The organism is Streptomonospora nanhaiensis (genome assembly GCF_026642255.1).
GTDB classification, from domain to species: domain Bacteria; phylum Actinomycetota; class Actinomycetes; order Streptosporangiales; family Streptosporangiaceae; genus Nocardiopsis; species Nocardiopsis tropica.
The window spans coordinates 1254528-1280546 of sequence record NZ_CP113264.1 but is presented as its reverse complement, the minus strand read 5'-3'; the positions used below and the strand labels follow the sequence as shown (position 1 = coordinate 1280546).

24 protein-coding genes are annotated in these 26019 nt (G+C 71.9%); 14 read left to right on the top strand and 10 right to left on the bottom strand.

Translation table 11 applies throughout. The annotated features are described in order from the left end of the window. Positions 1–183 precede the first annotated feature (183 nt). Both OUQ99_RS05710 and OUQ99_RS05705 read left to right on the top strand, forming a co-directional pair. The gene (locus OUQ99_RS05710) at positions 184–1470 is read left to right on the top strand and encodes an aspartate aminotransferase family protein (RefSeq protein WP_267948377.1); all 1287 of its coding nucleotides are present in this window, start codon (positions 184–186) and stop codon (positions 1468–1470) included. A 137-nt stretch (positions 1471–1607) separates the two neighbouring features. Continuing rightward, positions 1608–3116, top strand: a complete 1509-nt coding sequence (locus tag OUQ99_RS05705) for a CoA-acylating methylmalonate-semialdehyde dehydrogenase (RefSeq protein WP_267948376.1) — start codon at positions 1608–1610, stop codon at positions 3114–3116. A gap of 241 nt (positions 3117–3357) precedes the next feature. Here the strand turns inward: OUQ99_RS05705 and OUQ99_RS05700 are convergent, their stop codons facing one another. The 6 genes from OUQ99_RS05700 to rlmN form a co-directional block, all read right to left on the bottom strand. Continuing rightward, entirely contained in the window at positions 3358–3603 is a 246-nt protein-coding gene (locus tag OUQ99_RS05700) for a hypothetical protein (protein ID WP_267948375.1), read from the bottom strand. Between the two features lie 240 nt (positions 3604–3843). Then, on the bottom strand, positions 3844–4653 hold the full coding sequence (locus OUQ99_RS05695; RefSeq protein WP_267948374.1) for a carbon-nitrogen hydrolase family protein: 810 nt from the start codon (positions 4651–4653) through the stop codon (positions 3844–3846). A gap of 245 nt (positions 4654–4898) precedes the next feature. Beyond that, positions 4899–5225 carry a transcriptional regulator gene (locus OUQ99_RS05690; protein ID WP_267948373.1) on the bottom strand — a complete coding sequence of 109 codons (327 nt, stop codon included), beginning with the start codon at positions 5223–5225 and terminating at the stop codon, positions 4899–4901. 6 nt (positions 5226–5231) lie between these two features. Next, on the bottom strand, positions 5232–5855 hold the full coding sequence (locus OUQ99_RS05685) for a hypothetical protein (RefSeq protein ID WP_267948372.1): 624 nt from the start codon (positions 5853–5855) through the stop codon (positions 5232–5234). 269 nt (positions 5856–6124) lie between these two features. Continuing rightward, positions 6125–6595 (bottom strand): hypothetical protein, encoded by a 471-nt coding sequence (locus OUQ99_RS05680; protein WP_267948371.1) that lies wholly within the window; start codon positions 6593–6595, stop codon positions 6125–6127. 25 nt (positions 6596–6620) lie between these two features. Further along, complete coding sequence (gene rlmN, locus OUQ99_RS05675; protein WP_267948370.1) at positions 6621–7718, bottom strand: 23S rRNA (adenine(2503)-C(2))-methyltransferase RlmN; 1098 nt, start codon at positions 7716–7718, stop codon at positions 6621–6623. A 200-nt stretch (positions 7719–7918) separates the two neighbouring features. Here rlmN and OUQ99_RS05670 point away from each other — a divergent pair, with 200 nt between their 5' ends. Beyond that, on the top strand, positions 7919–9004 hold the full coding sequence (locus tag OUQ99_RS05670; RefSeq protein WP_267948369.1) for a suppressor of fused domain protein: 1086 nt from the start codon (positions 7919–7921) through the stop codon (positions 9002–9004). 78 nt (positions 9005–9082) lie between these two features. Here OUQ99_RS05670 and OUQ99_RS05665 read toward each other — a convergent pair whose 3' ends face one another. After that, positions 9083–9457 (bottom strand): BlaI/MecI/CopY family transcriptional regulator, encoded by a 375-nt coding sequence (locus tag OUQ99_RS05665; protein ID WP_267948368.1) that lies wholly within the window; start codon positions 9455–9457, stop codon positions 9083–9085. 687 nt (positions 9458–10144) lie between these two features. On the opposite strand from OUQ99_RS05665, the gene OUQ99_RS05660 reads away from it, so the two are divergent. From OUQ99_RS05660 to OUQ99_RS05645, 4 genes are all read left to right on the top strand, one after another. Then, positions 10145–13771 carry a multifunctional oxoglutarate decarboxylase/oxoglutarate dehydrogenase thiamine pyrophosphate-binding subunit/dihydrolipoyllysine-residue succinyltransferase subunit gene (locus OUQ99_RS05660; RefSeq protein WP_267948367.1) on the top strand — a complete coding sequence of 1209 codons (3627 nt, stop codon included), beginning with the start codon at positions 10145–10147 and terminating at the stop codon, positions 13769–13771. Between the two features lie 14 nt (positions 13772–13785). Further along, positions 13786–13968 (top strand): DUF6104 family protein, encoded by a 183-nt coding sequence (locus tag OUQ99_RS05655; RefSeq protein ID WP_267948366.1) that lies wholly within the window; start codon positions 13786–13788, stop codon positions 13966–13968. Between the two features lie 325 nt (positions 13969–14293). Further along, positions 14294–15145 carry a DUF4097 family beta strand repeat-containing protein gene (locus tag OUQ99_RS05650; protein ID WP_267948365.1) on the top strand — a complete coding sequence of 284 codons (852 nt, stop codon included), beginning with the start codon at positions 14294–14296 and terminating at the stop codon, positions 15143–15145. Continuing rightward, entirely contained in the window at positions 15146–16300 is a 1155-nt protein-coding gene (locus OUQ99_RS05645) for a PadR family transcriptional regulator (RefSeq protein ID WP_267948364.1), read from the top strand. Positions 16301–16376: 76 nt separating this feature from the next. Here OUQ99_RS05645 and OUQ99_RS05640 read toward each other — a convergent pair whose 3' ends face one another. Together OUQ99_RS05640 and OUQ99_RS05635 are read right to left on the bottom strand one after the other, a co-directional pair. After that, positions 16377–17924 (bottom strand): serine hydrolase domain-containing protein, encoded by a 1548-nt coding sequence (locus tag OUQ99_RS05640; RefSeq protein ID WP_267948363.1) that lies wholly within the window; start codon positions 17922–17924, stop codon positions 16377–16379. Positions 17925–18323: 399 nt separating this feature from the next. After that, a complete protein-coding gene (locus OUQ99_RS05635) occupies positions 18324–19517 on the bottom strand; it encodes an NAD(P)-dependent malic enzyme (protein WP_267948362.1) in 1194 nt (397 codons plus the stop codon). A gap of 390 nt (positions 19518–19907) precedes the next feature. Here OUQ99_RS05635 and OUQ99_RS05630 point away from each other — a divergent pair, with 390 nt between their 5' ends. The 7 genes from OUQ99_RS05630 to OUQ99_RS05600 all read left to right on the top strand — a co-directional run bounded on the left by OUQ99_RS05630 (position 19908) and on the right by OUQ99_RS05600 (position 25458). Then, positions 19908–20825 carry an ABC transporter substrate-binding protein gene (locus OUQ99_RS05630; protein WP_267948361.1) on the top strand — a complete coding sequence of 306 codons (918 nt, stop codon included), beginning with the start codon at positions 19908–19910 and terminating at the stop codon, positions 20823–20825. A gap of 43 nt (positions 20826–20868) precedes the next feature. Then, complete coding sequence (locus OUQ99_RS05625) at positions 20869–21831, top strand: amino acid ABC transporter permease (RefSeq protein ID WP_267948360.1); 963 nt, start codon at positions 20869–20871, stop codon at positions 21829–21831. Beyond that, positions 21831–22637 (top strand): amino acid ABC transporter ATP-binding protein, encoded by an 807-nt coding sequence (locus OUQ99_RS05620; protein WP_267948359.1) that lies wholly within the window; start codon positions 21831–21833, stop codon positions 22635–22637. The genes OUQ99_RS05625 and OUQ99_RS05620 overlap by 1 nt, the downstream gene beginning before the upstream one ends. A gap of 188 nt (positions 22638–22825) precedes the next feature. Continuing rightward, a complete protein-coding gene (locus OUQ99_RS05615) occupies positions 22826–23413 on the top strand; it encodes a class I SAM-dependent methyltransferase (protein ID WP_267948358.1) in 588 nt (195 codons plus the stop codon). 202 nt (positions 23414–23615) lie between these two features. Beyond that, positions 23616–24107 carry a GNAT family N-acetyltransferase gene (locus OUQ99_RS05610; RefSeq protein ID WP_267948357.1) on the top strand — a complete coding sequence of 164 codons (492 nt, stop codon included), beginning with the start codon at positions 23616–23618 and terminating at the stop codon, positions 24105–24107. 125 nt (positions 24108–24232) lie between these two features. After that, on the top strand, positions 24233–24658 hold the full coding sequence (locus tag OUQ99_RS05605; RefSeq protein WP_267948356.1) for an anti-sigma factor: 426 nt from the start codon (positions 24233–24235) through the stop codon (positions 24656–24658). A gap of 41 nt (positions 24659–24699) precedes the next feature. After that, positions 24700–25458 (top strand): RNA polymerase sigma factor SigF, encoded by a 759-nt coding sequence (locus OUQ99_RS05600; protein WP_267950266.1) that lies wholly within the window; start codon positions 24700–24702, stop codon positions 25456–25458. Between the two features lie 33 nt (positions 25459–25491). On the opposite strand, the gene OUQ99_RS05595 is transcribed toward OUQ99_RS05600, so the two are convergent. Continuing rightward, positions 25492–25881, bottom strand: coding sequence for a hypothetical protein (locus tag OUQ99_RS05595; protein ID WP_267948355.1), 390 nt, complete (start codon positions 25879–25881; stop codon positions 25492–25494). Positions 25882–26019: the final 138 nt, after the last annotated feature.

Below are 26019 nucleotides of genomic sequence, written 5' to 3'. Positions count from 1 at the left end.
AGGAGACCGCCTCGGACGCGGTGTCGGTGTGGGGCCGCCCGTCCTTACACGGTGTCCGCGCCGCGGGCCCGCGTCCCCGGGTCGGAGCGCCACCGACCGTCCTTGACAGAGCGTAAACCCGGCCACCATGTTGTCAACACGGTGATCCTGGCCATCCGGGTGGGAGCGGGCGAGACTGGAGCCATGTCGGAACTTCTCTCGCGCCACCGCGCGGTCATGCCCTCCTGGCTGCCCCTCTACTACGACTCCCCGCTGGAGATCACCAGCGGCAAGGGCGCCCGTGTCACGGACGCCGACGGCAACACGTACCTGGACTTCTTCACCGGCATCGTGACCAACATGCTCGGCTACGACGTGGCCGAGGTCCGGGAGGCCGTCGAGCGCCAGCTCGCCAAGGGGGTCGTGCACACCTCCACGCTGTACCTGATCCGCAACCAGGTCGAGCTGGCGGAGAGGATCGCCGGCCTGTCGGGCATCCCGGACGCGAAGGTCTTCTTCACCAACTCGGGCACCGAGGCCAACGAGACCGCCCTGCTGCTGGCCACGTTCGCGCGGGGGAGCGACGAGGTGCTGGCGATGCGCGGCAGCTACCACGGGCGCTCCTTCGGCACCGTGGCGGTGACCGGCAACCGTGCGTGGAAGAACTCCTCCCTGTCACCGCTGAACGTGCACTACCTGCACGGCACCGACCACGCCGCTCCCGCCTTCCGGAGGATGTCGGACCGCGAGTACGTCGAGGCGTGCGTCGCCGACCTGCGCGACGTCCTGGACACGGCCGCGCCCGGCGTGGCGTGCCTGATCGCCGAGCCGATCCAGGGCGTGGGCGGGTTCGCGATGCCGCCGGACGGCCTGTACGCCGCGTACAAGGAGGTCCTGGACGAGCACGGCATCCTGTTCGTGTCCGACGAGGTGCAGACGGGGTGGGGCCGGACGGGGACGAGCTTCTTCGGCATCGGCAACCACGGGGTGACCCCGGACGCCATGACCTTCGCCAAGGGGCTGGGCAACGGCTTCGCGGTGGGCGGTGTCGTGGCCCGCGGCGACCTGATGGACCGGCTGGGCGCGCTGGGCGTGGCCACGTTCGGCGGCAACCCGGTGGCGATGGCGGCCGCGGGGGCGACCCTGGACTACGTGCTGGAGCACGACCTCCAGGGGAACGCGCGGCGGCAGGGCTCCCTGATCATGGAGGGGCTGAAGGCGCTGACCGCCCTGCCGAGCGTGAAGGACGTGCGCGGCAAGGGGCTGATGTTCGCCGTGGAGATGTCCGACCCCGCCACGGGCGCCCCGGCGCCGGCGCTGGCCGGACGGGTCCAGGAGGAGACCCGGGAGCGGGGACTGCTGGTGGGCAAGGGGGGCGTGCACGGCAACGTGCTGCGGATGGCCCCGCCCCTGACGCTGTCGCAGGAGGAGGCCGTGGAGGGCCGCGACGTGCTGCTGGACGCGGTGCACGCCGTGAACGACGGGGCCTGAGGCCCCCGCGGGGCCCGGTGTGCCGGAGGGGCCGGTGTGACTGCGGGTCCCCCATTCAGGGGATTCCCCGGCCCCCTCCGCGCACGCCCGCGCCCCCGCACCTGTGGACAACGCCTGTGGACGAGGAGAGGGATCACATGAGCAAGCACGTCACCCACTGGATCGGCGGGCGCGCCCACGAGGGGGCCGCCGGGCGACGGGGCGACATCCACGACCCGGCGTCCGGCCGGGTCTCGGGCACGGTCGACCTGGCCGGGGCCGGGGAGGTCGACGCGGCGGTCGCCGCCGCGCGGGAGGCCTTCCCGGGATGGCGGGACACCCCGCTCTCCCGGCGCGTGCAGATCCTGTTCCGCTTCCGCGAACTCCTCGCCCGCGACCAGGACCGCCTCGCGGAGCTGATCAGCGCCGAGCACGGCAAGGTGTTCTCCGACGCCCGGGGCGAGGTGGCCCGCGGCCTGGAGGTCGTGGACTTCGCCTGCGGCATCCCGCACCTGCTCAAGGGCGGATACTCCGAGAACGTGTCCACCGGCGTGGACTCCTACTCGATCCTCCAGCCGCTCGGCGTGGTCGCCGGGATCACCCCGTTCAACTTCCCCGCCATGGTGCCGATGTGGATGTTCCCGATCGCCATCGCCTGCGGCAACACGTTCGTGCTCAAGCCCAGCGAGAAGGACCCGTCGGCGGCCGTGCTGCTGGCCGGCCTGTGGGCCGAGGCGGGGCTGCCCGCCGGGGTGTTCAACGTCGTGCACGGCGACAAGGAGGCGGTGGACGCCGTCCTGGAGCACCCCGGCGTGGCCGCGGTCAGCTTCGTGGGCTCCACCCCGATCGCCCGGTACGTCTACCGGACCGCCGCCGGGCACGGCAAGCGCGTGCAGGCGCTGGGCGGGGCCAAGAACCACATGGTGGTGCTGCCCGACGCCGACCTGGACCTGGCGGCGGACTCAGCGGTGTCGGCCGGTTTCGGCTCGGCGGGCGAGCGCTGCATGGCCATCTCGGCGGTGGCCGTGGTCGACTCCGTGGCGGACGGGCTGGTCGAGAGGATCCGCGACCGGGTGTCCCGGCTGAGGGTGGGTCCCGGCGACGACGACCGCAGCGACATGGGCCCGCTGGTCACGCGGGAGCACCGCGACAAGGTCGCCTCGTACCTGGAGTCGGGGGTCCGCGAGGGCGCGACCCTGGCGATCGACGGCCGGGTGCACCCGGTCCCGGACGGGGATCCCGGCGGCTTCTGGCTGGGTCCCTCACTGCTCGACCGCGTCGGCCCGGAGATGGCCTGCTACCGGGACGAGATCTTCGGCCCGGTGCTGAGCGTGCTGCGCGTGCGCGACTACGACGAGGCGGTGGAGCTGGTCAACGCCAACCCGTACGGCAACGGGACCGCGATCTTCACCAACGACGGCGGCGCCGCGCGCCGGTTCCAGAACGAGGTCCAGGTCGGCATGGTCGGGATCAACGTCCCGATCCCCGTGCCGGTGGCCTACTACTCGTTCGGCGGATGGAAGCAGTCGCTCTTCGGCGACTCCCACGCACACGGCACGGAGGGTGTCCACTTCTACACCCGCACGAAGGCGGTCACGGCGCGCTGGACCGACCCGGGGCGGCGGCCCTCCGGCGGCGTCGACCTGGGGTTCCCCACCAACGGCTAGTCCGAGTTCGGGGAAATACCGGACGGATGTCTCTCACTGACGGTCGGCGGGGGACGACACGGAGTATCGTTGTCCCCGGAAGCCCCTCACGGGGCGTGTTCGGCGGCGTCGGCCGTCACAGGAGACCATCCGGGATAGACGCGCTCATTTCCCCTCCTCCCCGATGGAAGCGGGCGCGTCAGCGGAAGCGCTCCGGGTCCGTCTCTCCCCCTGGACCCGGAGCGCGACCGTCCTGCCGCTCCTACCGCACCGCGAACAGCCGTTCACCGGCGGGTATCCCCGGATCGACGCCGATGATCCCCGCACACTCCTCACAACCGAAGACGCGGCTTCCGTCGGGAAGCTCTCCGAGGACCTTTCGGGGCCGCGGCCACTTGGCGTGGCAGACGACGCAGGCATCCCCCATGCACTGCGCCCCGCTCAGCGATCCCGGGTCGTAGACGTAGGTGTCGTGTGAGTCGTCAGGCAGCGTGTCTGGATCGCACATCGTGCTCGTTCCGCGCAATGTCCTTGCTCCCCCCGTGGTTTAGGACAGTCTGGCGGGCCGATAGTTACCGGCTCTTTATTGAATCAGAAGCGCTGGGCGCCTGGAAGGGTCCGGACCGAACTAAATCACTCCGTGCGGGGAGATCATAACCCTAAGTGATCAAGTCTGGGAAGACCCCTGTCGCCAACTGCATGTTCATACCCTTTGTCTGATATCTACAACGGGCTCGCAGCGCACCCTTCAGCCCGAAGGACGCTCACAGACCGAGAAACGGCGCAGTGACAGCGCGGGATTGATCCCCCGCACTTCCTCGACCCTGTCGGCCGAAACCTGGGCCGTGGCGATCGCGAAGGACTGCTCCCCCAGGGCCGCGACGGGGGTCCCCATCGGGTCGACCACCATGCTGTTGCCCGAGCCCGTCGGGGCCGCCTGGCCGGACGCCGCGACGTACACGGTGTTCTCGATGGCACGGGCGCGGGCCAGCGTCCGCCAGTGCTCCTCCTTCAGCGGGCCGGGAACCCACTGCGCCGCCAGCAGCACCACGTGCGCCCCCGCGTCGACGATCCGCCGCGTCACCTCGGGGAAGCGCAGGTCGTAGCAGGTCTGGAGTCCGAACACCACGCCGTCCACGGCGAAGGTCTCCGGCTCCTCGACGGGCCCGGGCCTCAGCACGTCCGACTCCCTCACGCCGAACGCGTCGTACAGGTGGATCTTGCGGTAGCGCGCCACCCGGTCCCCGTCCGGGGAGAGGGCCACCAGGGTGTTCGTGAAGCGCTCCGGGTCCTCCCCCGCCTCGTTGACGCCCAGGACGACGTGCACGCCCTCCCGGCGGGCGGTGTCCGCGACCGACGAGACGAAGGGGCCGTCCAGGGGCTCGGCCGCCTCGACGTAGCGGTGGTCCATGCGCGACGCCGTGAACATCGCGTACTCGGGGAAGAGGACCACGCGCGCGCCCTCCGCGGCGGCGCGCGCGGTCAGCCGCGCCACCGAGCGCCGGTTCTCCGCCTTGTCCCGCCCGGGGGCGAACTGGGCGACCGCGACCTGCACCATGGACCTCTCCTCGTGGTTGTGGGGGCGCCCGGGGGCGCCGTGACCCGAGTGTACGACCGCTTCCCCGCCCGGCCCGGCGGCGGACGCGGGTGCGCCACGCCCTTGCCGAGCGACCGAACACGCGTTCGGTGTGATGGGCATGTGTCCGGCCACCGCGCCCCGGAGGGGTCGGCCGGGGTGCGCAAGCCGACGGTCGACGGCGCCCCGGCCCTTCCCCGCCGAGGCGTGGACGGCCTCCCGGGCTCTCAGGCTCCGGGGTCCGTCCACGCCTCGGCCGCCTCGTGCAGGCGCAGCAGCCGGTCCCAGTGGGCGGAGACGGTGACCCGCCCGCCGGGGGTGAGCCGGACGGTGGTGCGGGGGCGGCCGTCGGTGCTCTTCTCGATCCCCACCACGCCCCCGGCCGACAGCTTGGACAGGTGGCTGGACAGGTTGCCCTTGGAGAGCCCGGTGATCCTCTGCAGGAACAGGAAGTCGGCGCTCTCGCAGGACAGCAGCGCGCTGGTGATCGCCAGCCGCGCGGGTTCGTGGACCAGGCGGTCGATGTCCGCCATGTCCTCGAAGGGCGTACCCATCGTCGTTCAGTCCGTTTCGTTCGTTCGGGGCGCGGGCGGAAGGGTCCGCACGAGCGTGCGGTGGTCGAGCAGTCCGCAGACGCACAGCACGGTACCCAGGGCCAGCGGGAGCGGCATGGGGGGCGAGTCGACCAGGAACGGGTGCGTCCCCGAGGGGGTGAGCACGCCGAGCGGCAGGACGCTCGCCAGTGCCATGGCCGCGGCAGCGACCGGGTAGTGGGCGCGCATCCGCCACCGGGGGCCGGTGGCCAGGGCGAGGAGGAGGGCGCTCAGGAACCCCGCGACGGAGACCGGCCCGTCGGTCAGCCCGAACACGTTGGAGAGGGTGATGAGGACCAGGGCCAGGGGGAGGAACAGGAGCGGGAGGAGGACCCGGCGGACGACTCGGCCCGCGGTGTTCAGGGGGCGGACGTCGCCGAAGCGCTCACGGTAGTACCGGCCGACCACCAGGAGCAGGCCGGCGGCGAGGAACACCCCGGGGGCGATGAGCTCCCCTCTCCCTGCGGCGGCGAACGCGAGGAACACCAGGAACAGGCCCAGGACGAGGAGGTGGAGCCCCTTGTAGTCGCCGAGGTCGGTGGTGACCGCTCGGACGCGGTGCAGGCGGTCGATGTCGTGCGGGCTGGTCATCCAGGCCTCCCTCACTTTTGGTCTGCGGCGCAAACCTTCCCTCCACGGTACGGCGCGGACCTCTGGTTTGCAATACAGACCGAAGGGGTCGGCAGAAAACGCCGGAGGGCCTCGCGAACCCCGGAGGGACGCGGGCGGTCCGTGCGGGCGCGGCGGCCGGTCCCAGTGGGCGGAGACGGTGACCCGCCCGCCGGGGGTGAGCCGGACGGTGGTGCGGGGGCGGCCCGCGGCGCGACCGGCGGGCCGTGGGCGGCGGGCCCCGACCCGGATCAGGGCAGGAAGGACATCGCCCAGGCGGGGGCGAACACCACGACGAGGAACCGCGCGGTGCGGGTGGCGAAGGTGACCGCGCAGAACAGCACGACGTTCATGCGCACCACCCCGGCCAGCACCGACACCACCACGAACGGCGGGACGCTGGCGAAGGAGCTCAGGGCCACCAGCCCCGCGCCCCAGGCGGGGCGCGCCTCCGCCTTGCGCCGCCATCCCTCGGCGCGCTCCGCCCACTTGCCCGGGGTCTGCGCCTTGCGGCGCATCCACGGCACGGCGATCGTGCCCCTTCCCACGTAGAAGTAGGGCAGTTTGCCGAGGGTCTGCCCCAGCCCCGCGGCGACGGCCATCGCGACGAGGGCGCCGTCGTCCATGGCGACGACGGCACCCACCAGGTAGATCTCGATGTTGATCACCGGGACGGCCCCGGAGACGAGGGCGACCGCGAAGGCCAGCGCTGCCTCGATCACCTGCCGCCCCCGGGCCCGGCCCCGGTCAGTTCTCGGCCGCCGCGAGCTGCCCGCAGGCCCCGTCGATCTCCTGTCCGCGCGTGTCGCGAACCGTGACCGACACCCCGTGCGCCTGGAGCCGCCGGACGAACTCGCGCTCGTCCTCCGGCCGCGAGGCCGTCCACTTGGAACCGGGGGTGGGGTTGAGCGGGATGAGGTTGACGTGCACCAGGTGGCCCTTGAGGAGCTTGCCGAGCAGGTCGGCCCGCCACGCCTGGTCGTTGATGTCCTTGATGAGCGCGTACTCGATGGAGACCCGGCGGCCGGTGGTCCCGGCGTAGCGCCAGGCGGCGTCCAGGACCTCCCCGACCTTCCAGCGGGTGTTGATCGGCACCAGCTCGTCCCGCAGCTCGTCGTCGGGGGCGTGCAGGGAGATCGCGAGGCGGACCTGCATCCTCTCGTCGATGAGCTTGTTGATCGCGGGCACCAGGCCGACGGTCGACACGGTCACGCCGCGCTGGGAGATGCCCATGCCGTTGGGCACGGGGTCGGTGATGCGGCGCACCGTCTGGAGGACGCGCTTGTAGTTGGCCATGGGCTCCCCCATGCCCATGAACACGATGTTGCTGATCCGGCCCGGCCCCCCGGCGACCTCGCCGCGCGCCAGGTCGCGGGCGCTGGCGACGACCTGCTCCACGATCTCGCCCGTGGACAGGTTGCGGGTCAGGCCCGCCTGGCCGGTGGCGCAGAACGGGCAGTTCATGCCGCAGCCGGCCTGTGAGGAGATGCACAGGGTCACGCGGTCCGGGTAGCGCATGAGCACGGACTCGAACAGGACCCCGTCGAACGCCTTCCACAGGGTCTTGCGCGTCATCCCCTTGTCGGCGGTGACGTGCCTGACGGGCGTCAGGAGGGTGGGCAGCAGGGCTTCGCCGAGGCGTGCCCGGGACTCCGCCGGCAGGTCGGTCATCGCTTCGGTGTCCGACTCCAGCCCGCCGAAGTAGTGCTTGGCGAGCTGCTTGGCACGGAAGGGCTTCTCCCCCAGTTCGGTGACGACCTCGGCCCGCTCCTCGGGGCTGAGGTCGGCCAGGTGCCGGGGAGGCTTGGCACGGCGCGGGGCGACAAAGGTGAGCTCGGCGGGCATAGAGAGTCCGTAAGGGGTGGAGTCGATGGTCTCGGCCCGGCGCGGGTGGCAGCGGCTCGGGTCGTTATACGACCTATACGCGGCTGCGGTGCAGCTCCGCCTGTCAGGGCACTACCGTCGATTCTACGCACTGTGTGGACGGCCCGGACGAGTTCGTCCACCAGCCACGACAATCAGGGGATCGGCGCGTTGGAGGGCCGGTGACAGGGATCGACGTCCTGCTCGACGAGATCAGCCCGTACCAGAGCCGCCGTGTCGTGGTGGAGTGCGACTCCCACACCACGGCCGCCTACCTGCTGGACGCCCGGGGCCGCATCCGGGTGCCCGTGTGGCTGGCCAACCACGAGATGGCCCCCCGCACGAGCGAGTCGGGCGGGCTGTACGAGGGCCAGGCGCCCCTCATGCCGGAGGCGTACACCAAGCACCCGCAGGGCCGCCCACGCTTCGACCCCTCGTGCCTGCGCGCGGTGTGGTTCGAGGAGGGCGACGGCGTGGCCCTGGTCGACGAGGAGGGCCTGCTCGCGGTCATCCCCGGCTGGGCCGAGGCGGACAGCGGGCTCCCCGGCTACGCGCGGGAGGCCATCGGCCGCAGCGCCTACGCCTGGGAGCTGGACTCGGTGCGCGGCCAGCTGTGGCCGCGCGTCGTGCACGCCGAGGCCTACTGGGACTGGCGCCGCGCCTCGGGGGCGTGGCGGAGCGTGCAGCGCACCGTCCTGAGCCACCTCAACCGCCGCGTCGGCGAGCCCGGCCACTACTGGGACGTGTCCGACGGGCACCCGCCCCTGCTCCGCGTGTCCGAGCGCCCGCCCACGGCGGAGCGCCCGTTCACGGTCCTGTCCACCGTCGGGATGTGCGGCCAGCGCATGCCCACCCTGGACCGCTACATGGCCAACACCTCCCAGCACGCACGCGTCGAACTGGCCCTGGCCACGACCATGCCCGCCCACCGGGCCGCCAGGATCTTCCGGTGGATCGGCGCGTTCCCCTGGCGGGCGGTCACGTGGTTCGGCACCGGCCACACGGTCAAGTGGCTGGACAACCCCGAGGACCGCGCGATGCGCGGCGGCGCGGGCGCGGTCCTGCTGATGGAGGACCCGGCCCCCCTGGTCGCGCACCCCGACCACCGGCCGCTGGACACCTCCGGGCTCTCCTTCCAGGGGGATCCGGTGCGCTGGCTGTGGATCGTGCCGATCACCCGGCCCGAGCACCTGTTCGCCAAGGAGCACGACAGTGCCACCCTCGTCGAGAAACTGGCGGCCGAGGGGCGCAGCTGGGTCCTGGAGTAGCCCCGGACCGGGGACGCGGCGCCGCCTCCCCGGCCCGCCCGGAACGGCCGTGCCCGGCCCGGCCGACGCCGAACGGGGTCAGCTGGCGATGCCGCGGCGGCCCCTCACCTGGCTGAGCATCTGGTGGAAGCGCACCATGTCCTCGTCGCTGAAGCGCTCCACGAAGCTGAGCAGCGTGGCGCGCGGGTCGGGGCCCGTGTTGAGGACCTCGTCCATCACCCGCGCGGTGTACTCGGCGTGCGTCTCCCGGGGCCAGTACACCCAGGCGCGCCCGCACTTCTCCCGGTCCAGCAGAGCCTTGTGGAAGAGGATGTTCGCGACCGTCATGACGGTCGTGTAGGCGATGTCGCGGTCGTAGACCATGTTCTCGCGGACCTGGCGCACCGAGAGCGGTGTGTCCGACCGCCACAGCGCGTCCATGATGGCCGCCTCCAGTTCCCCCAGCCCCCTCATGGGCCTCCCCTACCCCGCGACATCGGTGTGCTCGTCACCGAGATCGTAGACAGCGCGGGGCCTGTTCCGTGGGAGAACTCCGGAGAGCGCGCAGATCCGCGCATCCTCGGCGTCCCGGACCGGCGTTTCGCCCGTCGGCGGCCCGCGGGGACCAGGGAAAGAGGCGGGACGCCGACCACCGGGCCACCCGGGCACGGGAAGGGGGGTCCGCGGCCGGGCCCGGGTCCCCCGCCTCCGCTGGGAAACGCCGGCGGTGGGACCCGGCCGTCCTGCCCGGCCGCTCACACCCACTCCGACGCGGTCCGGCCGCCGCCGGTTCCCGCCCTCCCCGGACCCCCGAGTGGCACGCGCCACACCCCGGTTGGCCGAACGAGGACAGTGTCTTCACATCTCAAAATCCCCTGAAAGCCACACAAAACAGACGGCATAACAACGCTGCGCTTAGTTACCCGTGCGTAGGGAGAGCAACGATGTGAAACATTGTTACCTATCTCCTAGTTTCAACAACGCCCGGGTTCCCCGCGAGGAGGCCGGTACAAGTAGCCTGGTATCCGACGAGTGCTGGCCAGGTCAGATGCTTCCCGCATGCGCGGGGATGCTCCCACGTTCCTTCGAGCCCGCCTTGCCAGCAGCCACCCGTCTTCATACACATTCACAAGCGAGCTGCGGAAGTGGGCGATCTCCGCCGTGTCGTCTGAGGCGTCTCAACCCCTGACAGACTTCGGTCCCAACGAGTGGTTGGTCGAGGAGCTTTATCAGAAGTACTTGAACGACCCGAACTCCGTCGACAAGGCCTGGTGGAACTTCTTCGCGGACTACAAGCCCGCGGAGACTGCCGGCGCGAAGGGCGGGGGTGCTGCCAAGGCGCAGGACCAGAAGACTCCCGCAGCCCCCGCGCCCAAGAAGTCCGCTGCCCCCCCTGCGCCCGCGCAGGGGAGCAAGGACGAGGCACTCCAGGTCAAGCAGGAGCGTCTGCGCGGTGCACCCGCGCGGACCGCTACCAACATGGAGTCGAGTCTGACCATGCCCACCGCGACGAGTGTGCGCGCGGTGCCGGTCAAGCTCCTGTTCGACAACCGCATCGTCATCAACAACCACCTCCGGCGCGGACGCGGTGGGAAGGTCTCCTTCACCCACCTCATCGGCTACGCGATGGTCAAGGCCGCCAAGGCCATGCCGGAGATGAACTACTCCTACGTCGAGGTCGACGGAAAGCCGGGCGTGGCCAAGCCCGAGCACGTGAACTTCGGTCTCGCGATCGACCTCCAGAAGGCCGACGGCTCCCGTCAGCTCGTGGTGCCCAGCATCAAGGGCTCCGAGGAGATGGACTTCAACGAGTTCTGGAGCGGCTACGAGGACATCGTCCGCAAGGCCCGCGCCAACAAGCTGGGCGTGACCGACTTCCAGGGCACCACGATCAGCCTGACCAACCCGGGCGGCATCGGCACCGTGCACTCGGTGCCGCGCCTCATGCCCGGCCAGGGCACCATCCTCGCCGTCGGCGCGATGGAGTACCCGGCGGAGTTCCAGGGGGCGTCCCAGGACACCCTGAGCGAGCTCGGCATCAGCAAGGTCATGACGATCACGTCGACCTACGACCACCGGATCATCCAGGGCGCGCAGTCCGGCGAGTTCCTCCGCCGGATCCACCAGCTCCTCCTGGGCGAGGACGGCTTCTACGACGAGATCTTCAACTCGCTGCGGATCCCGTACGAGCCGGTGCGCTGGGTGCAGGACATCCACGTCAACAAGGCGACGCAGCTCGACAAGACCACCCGGGTCCAGGAGCTCATCCACGCGTACCGCGTGCGCGGCCACCTCATGGCCGACACCAACCCGCTGGACCACGAGCAGCGCAAGCACCCCGACCTGGACGTGCTCGAGCACGGCCTCACCCTGTGGGACCTGGACCGCGAGTTCCCCACCGGGGGCTTCGGCGGCAAGCAGGTCATGAAGCTCCGCGACGTGCTGGGCGTGCTGCGCGACACCTACTGCCGCACGGTGGGTATCGAGTACATGCACATCCAGAGCCCGGAGGAGCGGGAGTGGATCCAGTCGCACGTCGAGCGCGAGCACGAGAAGCTCGACCGCGACGAGCAGCTGCACATCCTGCACAGGCTCAACAGCGCCGAGGCGTTCGAGACCTTCCTCCAGACCAAGTACGTGGGCCAGAAGCGCTTCTCGCTCGAGGGCGGGGAGTCTCTGATCCCGCTGCTGGACGGTGTGATCTCGCGGGCGGCCAAGGCCGAGCTGGACGAGGCCGTCATCGGCATGGCCCACCGCGGCCGGCTGAACGTGCTCGCCAACATCTGCGGCAAGTCGTACGGGCAGATCTTCGGCGAGTTCGAGGGCAACCTCGACCCGCGCAGCGCGCACGGCTCGGGTGACGTCAAGTACCACCTGGGCACCGAGGGGGTCTTCGAGACCCGCGAGGGCGACAGGATCCAGATCTCGCTGGCCGCCAACCCGTCCCACCTGGAGACGGTCGACCCGGTCGCCGAGGGCATCGTCCGCGCCAAGCAGGATGTCCTCAACAAGGGCCCGCACGGCTTCACGGTGCTGCCGATCCTGATCCACGGCGACGCCGCGTTCGCCGGCCAGGGCGTGGTGGCCGAGACGCTCAACCTGTCGCAGCTGCGCGGCTACCGGACCGGCGGCACGGTGCACGTCATCGTGAACAACCAGGTGGGCTTCACCACCTCCCCGGCCGACAGCCGCTCCAGCGTGTACGCCACGGACGTGGCGCGCATGGTGCAGGCGCCGATCTTCCACGTCAACGGGGACGACCCCGAGGCCGTGGTCCGGGTCGCGCACCTGGCCTTCGCGTACCGCCAGGCGTTCAACAAGGACGTCGTGATCGACCTGGTCTGCTACCGGCGCCGCGGTCACAACGAGGGCGACAACCCCGCGTTCACCCAGCCGCTGATGTACGACGTCATCGACGCCAAGCGCTCCACCCGGAAGCTGTTCACCGAGGCCCTCATCGGCCGCGGGGACATCACCGTGGAGGAGGCCGAGTCGGCCCTGCGCGACTACCAGACCGAGCTCGAACGGGCCTTCACCGAGACCCGCGAGGTCGAGAAGAAGCCGATCGAGCCGGGCGCCGTGGTCAAGCCCGAGGTGTTCACCGAGGGCCGCCTGGACCACTCCGCGGTGGAGACGGCGATCAGCTCCGAGACGGTCAAGCGGATCATCGACACCCAGGTGTCGCTGCCCGAGGGCTTCACGCCGCACCCGCGGCTGGCGCCCCAGCTGACCCGCCGCGCGACGATGGTCGAGACCGACGCCATCGACTGGGCGACCGGTGAGCTGCTGGCCTTCGGCGGGGTGCTGATCGACGGCCACCCGATCCGCCTGATCGGCCAGGACAGCCGCCGCGGCACCTTCGGGCAGCGCCACGCCGCCCTCATGGACCGCGACACCGGCGAGACCTACACGCCGCTCAAGCAGTTCGACGAGGGGACCACCCGGTTCCACGCGCACGACTCGCTCCTGAGCGAGTACGCGGCGCTGGGCTTCGAGTACGGCTACTCGCTGACCCGTCCGGACGCGCTGGTCATGTGGGAGGCGCAGTTCGGCGACTTCGTCAACGGCGCCCAGACCGTCATCGACGAGTACATCACCGCGGGCGAGCAGAAGTGGGGCCAGCGCTCCAGCGTGACCCTGCTGCTGCCGCACGGCTACGAGGGCCAGGGGCCGGACCACTCGTCCGCCCGCATCGAGCGGTTCCTCCAGCAGTGCGCGCAGGAGAACATGACCGTCGCGATGCCGTCGACCCCGGCGAGCTACTTCCACCTGCTGCGCTGGCAGGCCAAGTCGCCGTTCCAGCGCCCGCTGGTGGTGTTCACGCCCAAGTCGCTGCTGCGCCTGAAGGCGGCCACCTCGGCCACCGCGGACTTCACGTCCGGGCACTTCCAGCCGCTGATCACGGACGACTCGATCGCGCCCGACAAGGTGCGCCGCGTGGTGCTGTGTTCCGGGAAGATCTACTACGACCTGGACGCCGCGCGCCGCAAGAGCGGTGACAAGCACACGGCGATCATCCGGGCGGAGCGGCTCTACCCGCTGCCGATCGAGGAGATCCGCGAGCAGCTCAAGGCCTTCCCGAACGCGGGCGAGGTCCTGTGGGTGCAGGAGGAGCCGGCGAACATGGGCCCGTGGCCCTTCGTCGCGCTGGTCTTCTCCGAGCAGCTCGACCGTCCGTTCACCCGGATCTCGCGTCCGGCCTCCTCCGCGCCGGCGGCCGGTTCGGCCAAGCGCCACGAGGCCGAGCAGCGTGCCCTGGTGGACACGGTGTTCCCGCCCGCCGACTGAGGACGGGGCAGAGCGTGTACTACACCGATCGCGGGATCGAGGAGTTGGAGGGCCGCCGCGGCGAGGAGGAGGTCAGCTTCGCCTGGCTCGCCGAGCAGCTGCGGGTGTTCACCGACGTCCACCCCGAGTTCGAGACGCCGGTCGACCGGCTGGCCACCTGGCTGGCCCGGTTGGACGACGAGGACGACGAGGAGTAGTCACCGCCCCTCCGCGTGAGCGGCGGGGTGTGAGGGGCCCGGGTCATGGCGACCCGGGCCCCTTTCCCGTGTCCGGGGCCGGACGCCCGGCCGCCTCGGGGCGCGCCCGGCCGGCGCCGGCGGGAGGCCGTACGCGCGGCCCGCTCCGCCGGGCGCCCCGCCGGAGCGCTCGTCCCCGGGGCCGGACCGGGGCCCGGGCCCCGGTCCGGCCTCGGGGAGAACCCCTGCTCCCCCCTGAACCGCCCCCGAAACTACGCGACATATCTTGAGTTCCCCCCACTCGCGACATATCGTGAAGGCACAGAGCAAGCGAAGGGATCACACGATGGCGCGTTGGACCATCGACAGGCCGATGACCCAGACCCTGGACGGCATCGTCGCGTTGCGGGTCCGGATCATCGGCGGTCACGTCAACATCCTGCCCACCGACGACCCGGCCACCTTCGAAGTCACCGACATCGTGGGCGACCCCCTCCTGGTCACCCAGGAGGCGGGCATCCTCACCATCCAGTACGAGGACCTCACCGGGCCCGGTTTCCTGGACCGGCTCCGCCCGATGCAGCTCTCCGCCTACAAGCGCGTGCAGCACCGCAGGGCGACCGTCAACCTGCGCCTTCCCCACGACTGCCCGGTGGAGGTCACCACGGCCACCGCGCCCATCGTGGCGGCGGGGATCAGCGCACGCAGCCAGCTGCGGACCGCCTCCGGCGAGATCACCCTCGACGAGGCCTCGGGCGAGACCGAGATCGCCACCGTCTCGGGCAACACCGCCGTGCGGGGCGCCAGCGGCAACCTCAAGTTCAACAGCGTCAGCGGCCAGCTGGCGGTGGCCGGCGGCCGCCTCTCCGCGCTGAGCGCCAAGACCGTGTCGGGCCAGCTGCTCGCCGACACCGACATCGCGCCCGCCGGCCGGGTGCGGCTCAACTCGGTGTCCGGGGAGATCGCCCTGCGGGTCCCCGCCGACACCTCGGCGACCGTCGAGCTGCGCACCTCGACCTCGCCCGTGAACTCCGACTTCGGCCTGGACCGGCGCAGCGCCCCGGCCAGGACGATCCTCAGCGGAAAGATCGGCAGCGGTGTCGACCCCGCCTCCATCACCGTCAACTCCGCGTCGGGGCGGACCGCGCTGCTGCGGCGCGCGCCCGAGGCACCGGCCGCGATCCCCGAGGGGGCCTGAATGAGCACCATCTTCGGCCACGGCAGACTGCGGCTCTACCTGCTCAAACTGCTGGACGAGAGCCCGCGGCACGGCTACGAGATCATCAGCCTGCTCCGCGACCGCTTCCTCGGGGTGTACTCGCCCTCCCCCGGCACCATCTACCCGCGCCTCGCGCGGCTGGAGGAGGAGGGCCTGGTCACCCACACCGAGGAGGGCGGCCGCAAGGTCTACCGGCTCACGGACAAGGGCCGCGCCGAACTGCGCGGCCGCAGCGGCGACCTCGACGACCTGGAGAAGGAGCTCACCGACTCCGTCCGGGACGTCGCGCGGGCGGTCAAGCAGGACGTGCGCGCCACCATCAGCTCGCTGCGCGAGGAGCTGAAGTTCGCCGCGGGCGGCGCGCGCCGCCCCGAGCCCCCGGCCGGGGGCGACCGGACCGACGGCGGTCGCGAGGAGGCCCCGGGGCCCGCCCCCTCCGCGGAGGGGGCCGACACCTCGGAACGGCGCGCCCCGGAGGCCGGGGATCCGTCGGAGGAGTCCTCCGGCCGGCAGGACGGGGCCCGGGACAGGCCCGGGGACCAGGGCTGCGAGGACGGCTCCCGCTGGGCCCGCGAGTGGGAGCGCTTCGCCCAGGGCTTCGGCGCGTTCGGCGCGGTCTGGAGCCGCGGTGACTCCGAGCGCCGGGCCGGGGGGCCCGAGTTCGACCAAGCTCTGCGCGACTTCGGCGACAGGGTGCGCGACGTCGTCCGCGAGGCGGGCCACGTCGGCGAGGCGGCGGCGCACGACCTCCGGCGCATCCTGGACGACACGGTCGAGGTGATCCGCAAGGACGCGCGGAACTGGGGCCCGACCGGGGACGGCGGCGCCGGGACCGGGACGTCCGGGGACGCCGCCGAGGAGGCACGGGACGCAGGGGACGCCCCCGGCCCCGAGGGCCCCGGCCCCGAGGGCCCCGGCGACTCCGGCGGACCGGCCGGGACGCACGCGGCTCCCGGGGAGCGGGCCCAGGACGGGCCGGAGGCCCGGCCGATGCCCTCCGCCCCGGGAGGGGACCCCTGGAGCGAGGCCGTCGGCGATCCCGGTGACGGGAACGCGGACGGCGCCGCGGAGGGCGGCGACGCCCCGGAACCCGGGAGCGGCTCCGCCGACGGGAGCGGTGGCAAGGACCGGTAGTCGAACGATCGGGGCCCGGCAGGCGTCGCGGGGGCGCGCCTGCCGGGCCCTCTCGTGTCCCCCCGCCCCGGCGGGGTCAGAGGGAGGCCAGGGCCGCCAGAAGGGCCGTGCCCGCCGCGGCGACGGGGAGCACCAGCACCCACCGCGCCCACCGCCGGGCCCCCCGCGCGGTCGGGAGCTCCGGCCACCGGTACGCGCCCACCGCCAGGGACGCCGCCAGGAGGAATACCCCCGCAACCCATGCCCACGGGGACACCAGGTGCCAGAACCCGGCGAGGCGCGCGTACTCGAGCAGCGCCGCCCCGGCGAGCCCGTGGGCGAGCAGGCCCAGCCGGTCGGTGGGGCGGCGCCACAGGACCCCCGGTCGGCGCCGGGCGGCGAACCCCAGGGCGAGGAGGCCCGGCACGAGCGCGAGAAGGGCGGTGGCCGCTCCGTAGAGCCGCTCCCCCGCCGCGTTGTCCGGGCTGGACTCCTCGACCCCGAGCAACCTGATGCCGATGTCCTCGCTGAACCGGTGCGTGTCGGACAGGACGACGGCGCCCCGGCCGCCGGCGTAGCCGATCCACGCCGTGTGGCCGTTGGTCGTGGCGTTGCCGCCGTGGCCGGTGATCGGCACGCCTCCCAGCGTCTCCACGTACCAGCCGAGGCCCTGTTCGCGCCGTTCGACGTCGCCGGGGGCGACAGGCAGCACCGCCCCGGCGCCCGGGGCCGAGCCGTCCATCACCGCGGCCAGGAGCAGGCCGAGGTCGTACGCGGTCGTGACCAGCCCGCCGGAGGGGCTGTTGGCCTCGGCGCGGTCCGGGACGAGGGGTCGCCCGCGGTCGGCGTCGTGCACACCGAACCCCGGCCCGGCCCCGTCGGTCCAGACCGCGCTGTCGTCCATGTCCAGGGGCTCCAGGATCCTCTCCCGGACCAGGTCCGCGTAGTCGGTCCCCGCGCGGGCCGCGAGGGCGTGCCCCAGCAGGTCGACGCCGGTGTTGGAGTAGTGGTTGGTCCCCCGGAGCCCCGGGTCGACCCTCGCCCGCCCGGCGACGTCCTCCAGGAACTCCTCGACGGAGCCGGGGGGCTCGGGGTGGTGCTTGGCGGCGAACTGCCACAGGGTCTGGGGCAGACTGGTCTCCTCCCTGCTCAGCCCCGCCGTGTGCGTCGCCAGCTCCTCCACCGTGACCCCCGACAGGACCGGGTCGGCGAAGTCGAGGCCGTCCAGGAGGTCGCCGACGCGCGTGTCCGGGGTGAGTTCGCCGCGGTCGACCATGTCGGCGAGCAGCATCCCGGGGAGGACCTTGGCGACCGAGGCGGACCCGAACAAGGTCCGTCGGCCCACCGGATCGCCGCCGGTCCCGGCACCGCCCAGCTCCGCCGTGCGCACGCGGAGCGCGCCGTACCCGTCCGGTTCGACGACGGCGACCGCCAACCCGTGGTAGCCGGTGGGATCGGTGATCCCGTCCCGGACCTGTGCGGCCAGCTCCGTGTCCCCGCCGGACCGCGGTCCGAGCTCGTAGGGGCGCGGCGCTGCCGTCACCGCGCAGACCGCGGCGAGGACGGCGAGAGCGGCGGGCAGCGCCGTCACCGCCCACCGCCCGCGGGGGCGGCGCCTGTGGGGGGCGGGGTCGGGGTCGTTCATCGGCGGCGGGGCTCCTCGCTCGGGTCCGCGCCCTCGGTGGCGCGGGTGACCTGGAAGAACCTACGGCCGCGGCCCCCGGCGCCGCCCTACGCCCCTCCCCCGGTTCCGGGGTGGGGCCGGCCCCACCCCCGGAGGCGCCGGGGCCGTCCGCGCACAGGGGAGGGACGGGCTGCGCCCGCCGGGACCTCGGGGCCGGGCCCGTGCAGGGTCCTCCGAGGCGACTCGACGCCACCGGCCGCCCCGTTCCCGTGTACGGGTCCCGGGCCCCCGCACACGGGAACGGGGCCCCGGCGCGTGCGCGCCGGGGCCCCGTCGTCTCACCGCGGTCCCGCGTGGTGCGTCCCGCGGCCGCGTCCGACCGGCGCCTCCGCCCCGCGGTCGCGGAACGGTGCGCCGGTCCTACGCGCGGACGACCCCGTCCTCGCGGGCCTGGGCGGCGACCGCGGCGGAGACCGCGGGGACCACCCGCGGGTCGAAGGGGCTGGGGATGACGTAGTCGGCGGCCAGGTCGTCGCCGACGAGCCCGGCGAGCGCCTCGGCCGCGGCCAGCTTCATGTTCTCGGTGATGTCCGTGGCGCGGGCGTCGAACGCCCCCCGGAACACGCCGGGGAAGGCCAGCACGTTGTTGATCTGGTTCGGGAAGTCGCTGCGCCCGGTGGCGACGACGCTCGCGTACTTGCGGGCGACGTCGGGGTGCACCTCGGGCTTGGGGTTGGCCATCGCGAAGATGATCGCGTCGTCGGCCATGGTGGCCACGACCGACTCCGGGACCTCCCCGGAGGACAGGCCGATGAACACGTCGGCGCCGGCGAGCGCGCTCTCGATGGAGCCGCGCAGCCCGGCCCGGTTGCTGATCCCGGCCAGCTCCTGCTTGACCGGGTTCAGGTCCTCCCGGCCGTCGTGGATCATGCCCTTGGAGTCCGCGACGGCGATGTCGCCGATCCCGCCGTCGATGAGCATCTTGGTGACGGCGACCCCGGCGGAGCCCGCCCCGGAGACGACGACGCGCAGGTCGGCGAGGGTGCGGCCGGTCAGGCGCGCGGCGTTGTGCAGCGCGGCGACCGTGACGATCGCCGTGCCGTGCTGGTCGTCGTGGAAGACGGGGATGTCGAGGCGCTCGCGGAGCCGGCGCTCGATCTCGAAGCAGCGGGGGGCCGCGATGTCCTCCAGGTTGATCCCGCCGAAGGACGGGGCCATCCGGACCACGGTCTCGACGATCTCGTCGACGCCGGTGCAGCCCAGGGCGATCGGCACGGAGTCGACGTCGCCGAACTGCTTGAACAGCAGCGACTTGCCCTCCATGACGGGCAGGGAGGCCTCGGGGCCGATGTCGCCCAGGCCCAGCACCGCGGTGCCGTCGGTGACGACGGCGACCAGGTTGCTCTTCCAGGTGTAGGTCTCGACGAGCTCGGGGGTCTCGGCGATGGCGTCGCAGACGCGGGCGACGCCGGGGGTGTAGGCGAGGGACAGCCCCTCGTGGTCGTGGACGTCGACGGAGGAGGAGATGTGGAGCTTGCCACCGCGGTGCAGCGCGAAGGCCGGGTCCTCGTCGAGGTGGGAATGCTGGTCTTGGGTACGCGAAACGGTCGTCACTACTCAAACCCCTCGGTGTGCGTGTCCACCCGGCCGTCGGCCATGACGGGGGCGGACCTTGGCAGTGGTGCGAACCGCGCGCGAAGAAGTGAAGGTGCCAGGGGAGCTCTCCTCCGGTGCCGGTCGGCCATGACCGGTGGTGTCGCCGGGGGTGAGTCGTTCTTCGCCGGACTCTTATGCGAGTACTGCGCGGTCGCCTCTCACGGGGATGACCCGTTACGCAATCCTCTCACAACGGTGACCACAGGAAAATCGCGGGTCGGCACGATAGGACGGCACCGACTTATCAGCTTTTGTCGCACAATGATCTCAATAGTCGTTTTGGCTCGGGCGGTGGGGCCACGAACCCGCCTCCGACCAGGCACTCCGTGCTCTGAAGGAGACCCCACGATGGCTCTGCTCAAGCCCCACTCCGCGCCTCTCACCCTGGGCGCCCTGTCCGTCGCCGGCGTCCTGGCCCTGACCGCGTGCGGCGGGGACGGCGGCGCCTCGGAGGAGACCGCGACGCCCGAGGCCCCCGCCGTCGAGGTCGACGAGGAGCTCGCCGCGCTGGTGCCCGCGGACATCGCCGAGGCCGGTTCCGTCACGATCGGCGTCGAGGCCTCCTACCCGCCCGGGGAGTACCTGGACGAGGACGGCGAGACGGCCCTCGGCTTCAACGTGGACCTGGTCACCGCGGCCCTCGGCAAGCTCGGCCTGGAGGCCGAGTGGGTGCCGACCGCCTTCGACTCCATCGTCATCGGCGTCGACACCGGGACCTACGACCTGGGCTCGTCCTCGTTCACCGTCACCGAGGAGCGCATGGAGCAGGTCAACATGATCAGCTACTTCTCCTCGGGCACCCAGTGGTTCGCCCAGACCGGCAACCCGCAGGACGTCGACCCCGACAACGCCTGCGGCATGCGCATCGCGGTCCAGTCCGACACCACCCACGACGCCGACATCGAGGCGCGCAGCGAGGCCTGCGTCGAGGCCGGCGAAGAGGCCATCACCATCCAGAAGTTCGAGAACCAGCCGCTCGCGACCGAGACCGTCGTCTCCGGGGTCAACGACGCGTCCCTGGCCGACATGCCCACCGCCGTCTACGCGCTGGAGCAGACCGGCGAGGGCGTCCTGGAGCTCATCGGGGAGCAGTACGACGCCGCCCCGTACGGCGTCCTCACCCACAAGGAGGACACGGAGCTCGCCGAGGCCGTCGCCGCGGCCTTCAACGCCATCATCGAGGACGGCACCTACACCGAGATCCTGGGCGAGTGGGGCGTCGAGGCCGGTGTCCTGGAGACCGCCGAGGTGAACCCCGAGCTGTAGGGGCACAACCCCCACAGACATCCACCGAGCGAAAGACTGACCTGTGTCCTCACCGACCGAACCGGTGAGCGGTCCGGGGTCGCCGAATCCGACCCCGGGCCGCTCCACCGAGCCCGTCACCGCCGTCCCCGTCCGCTACCCGGAGCGGTGGGTCGCCGCGGCGGTGATCCTGGTTCTCGCCGCCATGTTCGTGCACATGCTGTTCACGAACGACGCGTTCAACTGGCCGTTCATGCTGGAGCACATGTTCTCGGACCCGGTGGTCCGCGGCGTGTGGGTCACCATCAGCGCCACCGTGCTCTCGATGCTCATCGGCATCGTCCTGGGCATCGTCCTCGCGGTGATGCGGCTCTCCGGGAACCCCGTCCTGATGGCGGTCTCGTGGCTGTACACCTGGTTCTTCCGCGGTGTGCCCCGCCTGGTACTGGCGGTGCTCTTCGGCAACATCGCCATCCTGTACACCACGATCGCCATCGGCCTGCCGTTCGACAACTACTGGATGCCGTGGCTCGGGCTGGAGGGCGACGCCCGCTTCTTCGAGATCGACACCCGCACCCTCCTGAGCGGCTACGTGGCGGGCCTGCTCGCCCTGTCGCTCTCCGAGGGCGCCTACATGGCCGAGATCATCCGGGCCGGGCTCCAGTCCGTCGACAAGGGGCAGACCGAGGCCGCGCAGGCCCTCGGCATGGGCCGCGGCAGGATCATGCGGCGGATCACCCTGCCGCAGGCCATGCGGGTCGTCATCCCGCCCACGGGCAACGAGACCATCGCCATGCTCAAGGACACAGCGCTGCTGGCGTACGTGCCGGTCACCATCGAGCTGTTCTACCAGCTCCAGGCCATCGGATCCCGGACCTACCAGATCTTCCCGATGCTGGTCGCCGCCTGCCTGTGGTACCTCACCATCACCAGCGTGCTGATGGTCGGCCAGTACTTCATCGAGCGCAGGTTCAATCCGGGGCAGTACGGCGGTATCCGCGGCCGCATCGTCGGAGGGGCTCACTGATGGGCGAGCAGGTAATCGAGACGGCCGAGGGCGCCGAGCTGCCCGCCGACGCGCTCGTGGTGGCCGACAACGTGCACAAGAGCTTCGGGCGGCTGGAGGTCCTCAAGGGCATCGACCTCCAGGTCAGGCGCGGTGAGGTCATGTGCATCATCGGCCCCTCGGGGTCGGGGAAGTCGACGTTCCTCCGGTGCGTCAACCACCTGGAGAAGCTCTCCGCCGGACGGCTGTGGGTCAACGGGGAGCTCATGGGCTACCGGCAGAAGCGCGGCCGCCTGTACGAACTCCGCGACAACGAGATCGCCGCCCAGCGCAGCGACATCGGGATGGTCTTCCAGCGGTTCAACCTGTTCCCGCACCTGAGCGTCGTCGGCAACATCATCGAGGCCCCGGTGCAGGTCAAGAAGGTCCCGCGCGCGGAGGCCACCGCCAAGGCCCTGGAGCTCCTGGAGCGCGTGGGCCTGCCGGACAAGGCGGACGCCTACCCGGACCAGCTCTCCGGCGGCCAGCAGCAGCGCGTGGCGATCGCCCGCGCGCTGGCCATGGAACCGGCCCTCATGCTGTTCGACGAGCCCACCAGCGCGCTCGACCCGGAGCTGGTCGGCGAGGTCCTGGACGTCATGCGCGACCTGGCCCGGGGAGGCATGACCATGGTGGTCGTCACCCACGAGATGGGGTTCGCCCGCGAGGTCGGCGACTCCCTGGTGTTCATGGACGACGGCCTCGTGGTGGAGTCCGGGGTGCCCTCCGAGGTGCTCTCCTCCCCCAGGCACGAGCGCACCCGGGCCTTCCTGTCCAAGGTGCTCTAGAGTCGGTCTCCTTCCCCGGGCGCCCCGCACCGCCGGTGCGGGGCGCCCGCGTCTTCCGGCCCGGTCCCGGGAGGGCCCGCCCGGGGCCGGAAGGCCGGAACCGGCCGGGAACGCGCCCCGTCTTCCCCTTGACCCGAAGACGGCGGGGACCCAGAGTCGTGGTGTAGGCGCCGCTGCCAGGGGGAGACATGGATTCGCGCACCGAGGACGGCCGCAGGCGCGGGGAGCGGCCGACCGCCCATCACGACCACGGCGGGCGCTTCCAGAGCCCGGCCATGCGCCGGACGCGGGAGATCCTGTGCGCCGGGGCCCGGGGGCACACGCTGGAGGTGGCGGTGGGCGCGGGCAGGAACCTGCGCCACTACCCTCCCCAGGTCCGGCTCACCGGCATCGACCCCGACCCGGAGGCGCTGTCCCGGGCCCGCGAGAGGGCCGACGAGCTGGGCATGCCCGCCCGCCTCGTCGAGGGCGACCCCCAGGACCTGGACTTCCCCGACCAGACCTTCGGCACCGTCCTGTGCACGCTGGCGCTGTGCGCCGTGCCGGACCAGCGGCGCGCGCTGGCGGAGATGTACCGGGTCCTGGTGCCGGGCGGCAGGCTCCTCATGGTCGACCACATCGAGTACGCCCGGCTGCCCGGACGGCTCGTCGAGCAGCGCCGCGAGAACCCGCGCCGCCTGCCCAGGGAGGTCGCCGCGGAGGTCGGCTTCGAGATCGGCCACCACGACCGCCTGGTGCTGGGTCTCGTCGAACGCGTGGTCGCCCACCGGCCATGAGCGCGGGCGGTAGGGCTTCCGGGCCGTGCCGAACGCGCCCGCCGCCCCCGCTCCCCGGCCCCGTGAGGACCCACGGCCCTCCCGCGTGCGGACGGCCGGGCGCCCCGTCCCCCGGCCGCGCGGGCGGCCCACGGGTTCCTCCCTCCCCAGCGCATAGGCTGTGGGTGACCGTGTCCGCCGATCCGCGACCCGAGGTGACCCGATGATCCGTCCCGCCCGGCCCGACGACGTCCCCGTCATCCACCGGATGATCCGGGAGCTCGCCGAGTACGAGAAGGAGCCCGAGGCGGCGGTCGCCACCCAGGACGACCTGCGCACCGCGCTCTTCGGCCCGGACGCGTCGGTGTTCGCGCACATCGCGGAGGACGTCGGCGGGGACGGCGACGCCGTTCCCGTCGGGTTCGCGCTCTGGTTCCTCAACTTCTCCACCTGGACCGGCAGGCACGGCGTCTACCTGGAGGACCTGTACGTCCGCCAGGAGGCGCGCGGCGGGGGCCACGGCCTGGCCCTGCTCCGGACCCTGGCGGAGATCTGCGTGGAGCGCGGCTACTCCCGCCTGGAGTGGTCCGTCCTCGACTGGAACGAGCCCTCGATCCGGTTCTACGAGGCGCTCGGCTCCCGGCCCATGGACGGATGGACGGTGCGCCGCCTGGACGGCGCGGCGCTGACCGCCCTGGGCTCCCCGCGGGACTGAGAGGGGGCGATCGTCTCGCCTTCATTCCGGATCCATCGGACACGATCCGTTCTCCCTGCGTCAGTGGCAGGGTGAAACGAGATACATTGCTTTCAAGCGGCAACCTCGCCCCCCGAAGGAGGGACGTGACCGAAGAAACCGCTGTGCCCACGGCCGACGCCATTGGCGTCAGGGACGCTGTCACCGTCAACATGCCTGCGGACAGCGCTTATCTGTCCGTCTTGCGGACGGCGACGGCCGGCCTGGCCGCGCGACTCGATTTCACCCTCGACGAGATCGAGGACCTGAGGATCGGTGTCGACGAGGCCTGCGCAATGCTCCTCTCCCAGGCGTTGCCCGGCACAGAACTGACCACGGAATTTGAACTCACCCCCGAGGGAATGCGCATCTCCGTCTCGGTGCTCACCGCAGACGGCCGCCTTCCCGCCCGCGACACCTTCGCGTGGACCGTCCTCTCCGCCCTCGCGGGCGAGGTCGACTCGGGGGTCGGTCCGGACGACCGCGTCTACATCGTCCTGTACAAACGCCGCGGCACCCTGGAGTCGGCGTGAGCGAAAGGGGGCCCGCTCTGACAGCGAAGACCGAACACGCGGTGCCCGACCGGGCGCGAGCGAGACTGTTGTTCGAGCGCCTTAACGAACTCGACGCGGACTCCGAGGAGCGCCGTCGGATCCGCGACGAACTGGTGGAGCTCCACCTGCCCTTGGTGGAGTACCTGGCCCGACGCTTCCGCAACCGCGGCGAGTGGCTGGACGACCTCACCCAGGTGGCCACGATCGGGCTGATCAAGTCCATCGACAGGTTCGACCTGGAGCGCGGGGTGGAGTTCTCCACCTACGCGACCCCGACCATCGTCGGTGAGATCAAGCGCCACTTCCGCGACAAGGGCTGGGCGGTGCGGGTTCCCCGCCGCCTCCAGGAGCTGAAGCTCTCGCTCACCAAGGCGGTCAGCGACCTGTCACAGCGGGAGGGGCGCTCCCCGACCGTGGCGGAGCTCGCCGCCCACCTCCAGATGACCGAGGAGGAGGTGCTGGAGGGCCTGGAGTCCGCCAACGCCTACTCGACGGTGTCGCTGGACGCTCCCGACAGCGGTGACGAGGACGCCCCCGCGGTGGCCGACTCGCTGGGCATCGTGGACGAGTCCCTGGAGGGCGTGGAGTACCGGGAGTCGCTCAAGCCCCTCCTGGAACAGCTCCCGCCGCGGGAGAAGCGCATCCTGCTGCTGCGCTTCTTCGGCAACATGACCCAGTCGCAGATCGCCCAGGAACTGGGGATCTCGCAGATGCACGTGTCCCGTCTGCTGGCACGCACACTGGCGCAGCTGCGCCAGGCCCTGACCACGGACGACTGAGCGGACGGCGGTCCGCCGCGGGCGGCCGCGGAGCTACTTCCCCCGCTCCTCGGGGAAGAGCGCCGCGGTCGTCGGCGGCGAGAGCACCGCGGCGGAGGCGCACACGGCCACGCCCAGCAGCACCGCCCCGATCGCGTACTGCTCGCTGGTGAACATGTAGTAGGACACCACCGCGAGGAAGAGCTGCGTGACGAACACCGGCGTCCTGGCCCACTCCCTGAGCTGCCAGAGCCCCCGCGCGACGAACACCAGCAGCGCGCCCACGCCCAGGCCCAGGGCGGCCAGGGGGATCGCGTTGGTGAGGTCGCCGGCCCGGCCGGTGACGGCGATGACGAAGCTGTAGAGTCCGCCGACCGCCGCGGCCAGCCCGATCAGGGCCTCCAGTGCTGCTGCGGCGACGACAGTGACGGGACGAGAAGACACCCGACGAGCCTATACGCGCCCGCGCGGCCCCGCCGCCCGCCCCCGGGCTTCGCGCCCGGCCGCGCGGGCCCTGCGGCGGACGCCCGCGGGGCTCGTCACGGGTACGGCGGGCCCCGTACCCCCCGAACGCCTACACTG

Bases quoted from the DNA above. Each gene is read 5' to 3' on its own strand.
- OUQ99_RS05665 (WP_267948368.1), bottom strand. From the start codon at position 9,457: ATGAGGGGGCTGGGGGAACTGGAGGCGGCCATCATGGACGCGCTGTGG.
- OUQ99_RS05640 (WP_267948363.1), bottom strand. From the start codon at position 17,924: ATGAACGACCCCGACCCCGCCCCCCACAGGCGCCGCCCCCGCGGGCGG.
- OUQ99_RS05650 (WP_267948365.1), top strand. From the start codon at position 14,294: ATGGCGCGTTGGACCATCGACAGGCCGATGACCCAGACCCTGGACGGC.
- OUQ99_RS05685 (WP_267948372.1), bottom strand. From the start codon at position 5,855: ATGACCAGCCCGCACGACATCGACCGCCTGCACCGCGTCCGAGCGGTC.
- OUQ99_RS05705 (WP_267948376.1), top strand. From the start codon at position 1,608: ATGAGCAAGCACGTCACCCACTGGATCGGCGGGCGCGCCCACGAGGGG.
- OUQ99_RS05615 (WP_267948358.1), top strand. From the start codon at position 22,826: ATGGATTCGCGCACCGAGGACGGCCGCAGGCGCGGGGAGCGGCCGACC.
- OUQ99_RS05630 (WP_267948361.1), top strand. From the start codon at position 19,908: ATGGCTCTGCTCAAGCCCCACTCCGCGCCTCTCACCCTGGGCGCCCTG.
- OUQ99_RS05700 (WP_267948375.1), bottom strand. From the start codon at position 3,603: ATGTGCGATCCAGACACGCTGCCTGACGACTCACACGACACCTACGTC.
- OUQ99_RS05690 (WP_267948373.1), bottom strand. From the start codon at position 5,225: ATGGGTACGCCCTTCGAGGACATGGCGGACATCGACCGCCTGGTCCAC.
- OUQ99_RS05695 (WP_267948374.1), bottom strand. From the start codon at position 4,653: ATGGTGCAGGTCGCGGTCGCCCAGTTCGCCCCCGGGCGGGACAAGGCG.
- rlmN (WP_267948370.1), bottom strand. From the start codon at position 7,718: ATGCCCGCCGAGCTCACCTTTGTCGCCCCGCGCCGTGCCAAGCCTCCC.
- OUQ99_RS05620 (WP_267948359.1), top strand. From the start codon at position 21,831: ATGGGCGAGCAGGTAATCGAGACGGCCGAGGGCGCCGAGCTGCCCGCC.
- OUQ99_RS05610 (WP_267948357.1), top strand. From the start codon at position 23,616: ATGATCCGTCCCGCCCGGCCCGACGACGTCCCCGTCATCCACCGGATG.
- OUQ99_RS05710 (WP_267948377.1), top strand. From the start codon at position 184: ATGTCGGAACTTCTCTCGCGCCACCGCGCGGTCATGCCCTCCTGGCTG.
- OUQ99_RS05645 (WP_267948364.1), top strand. From the start codon at position 15,146: ATGAGCACCATCTTCGGCCACGGCAGACTGCGGCTCTACCTGCTCAAA.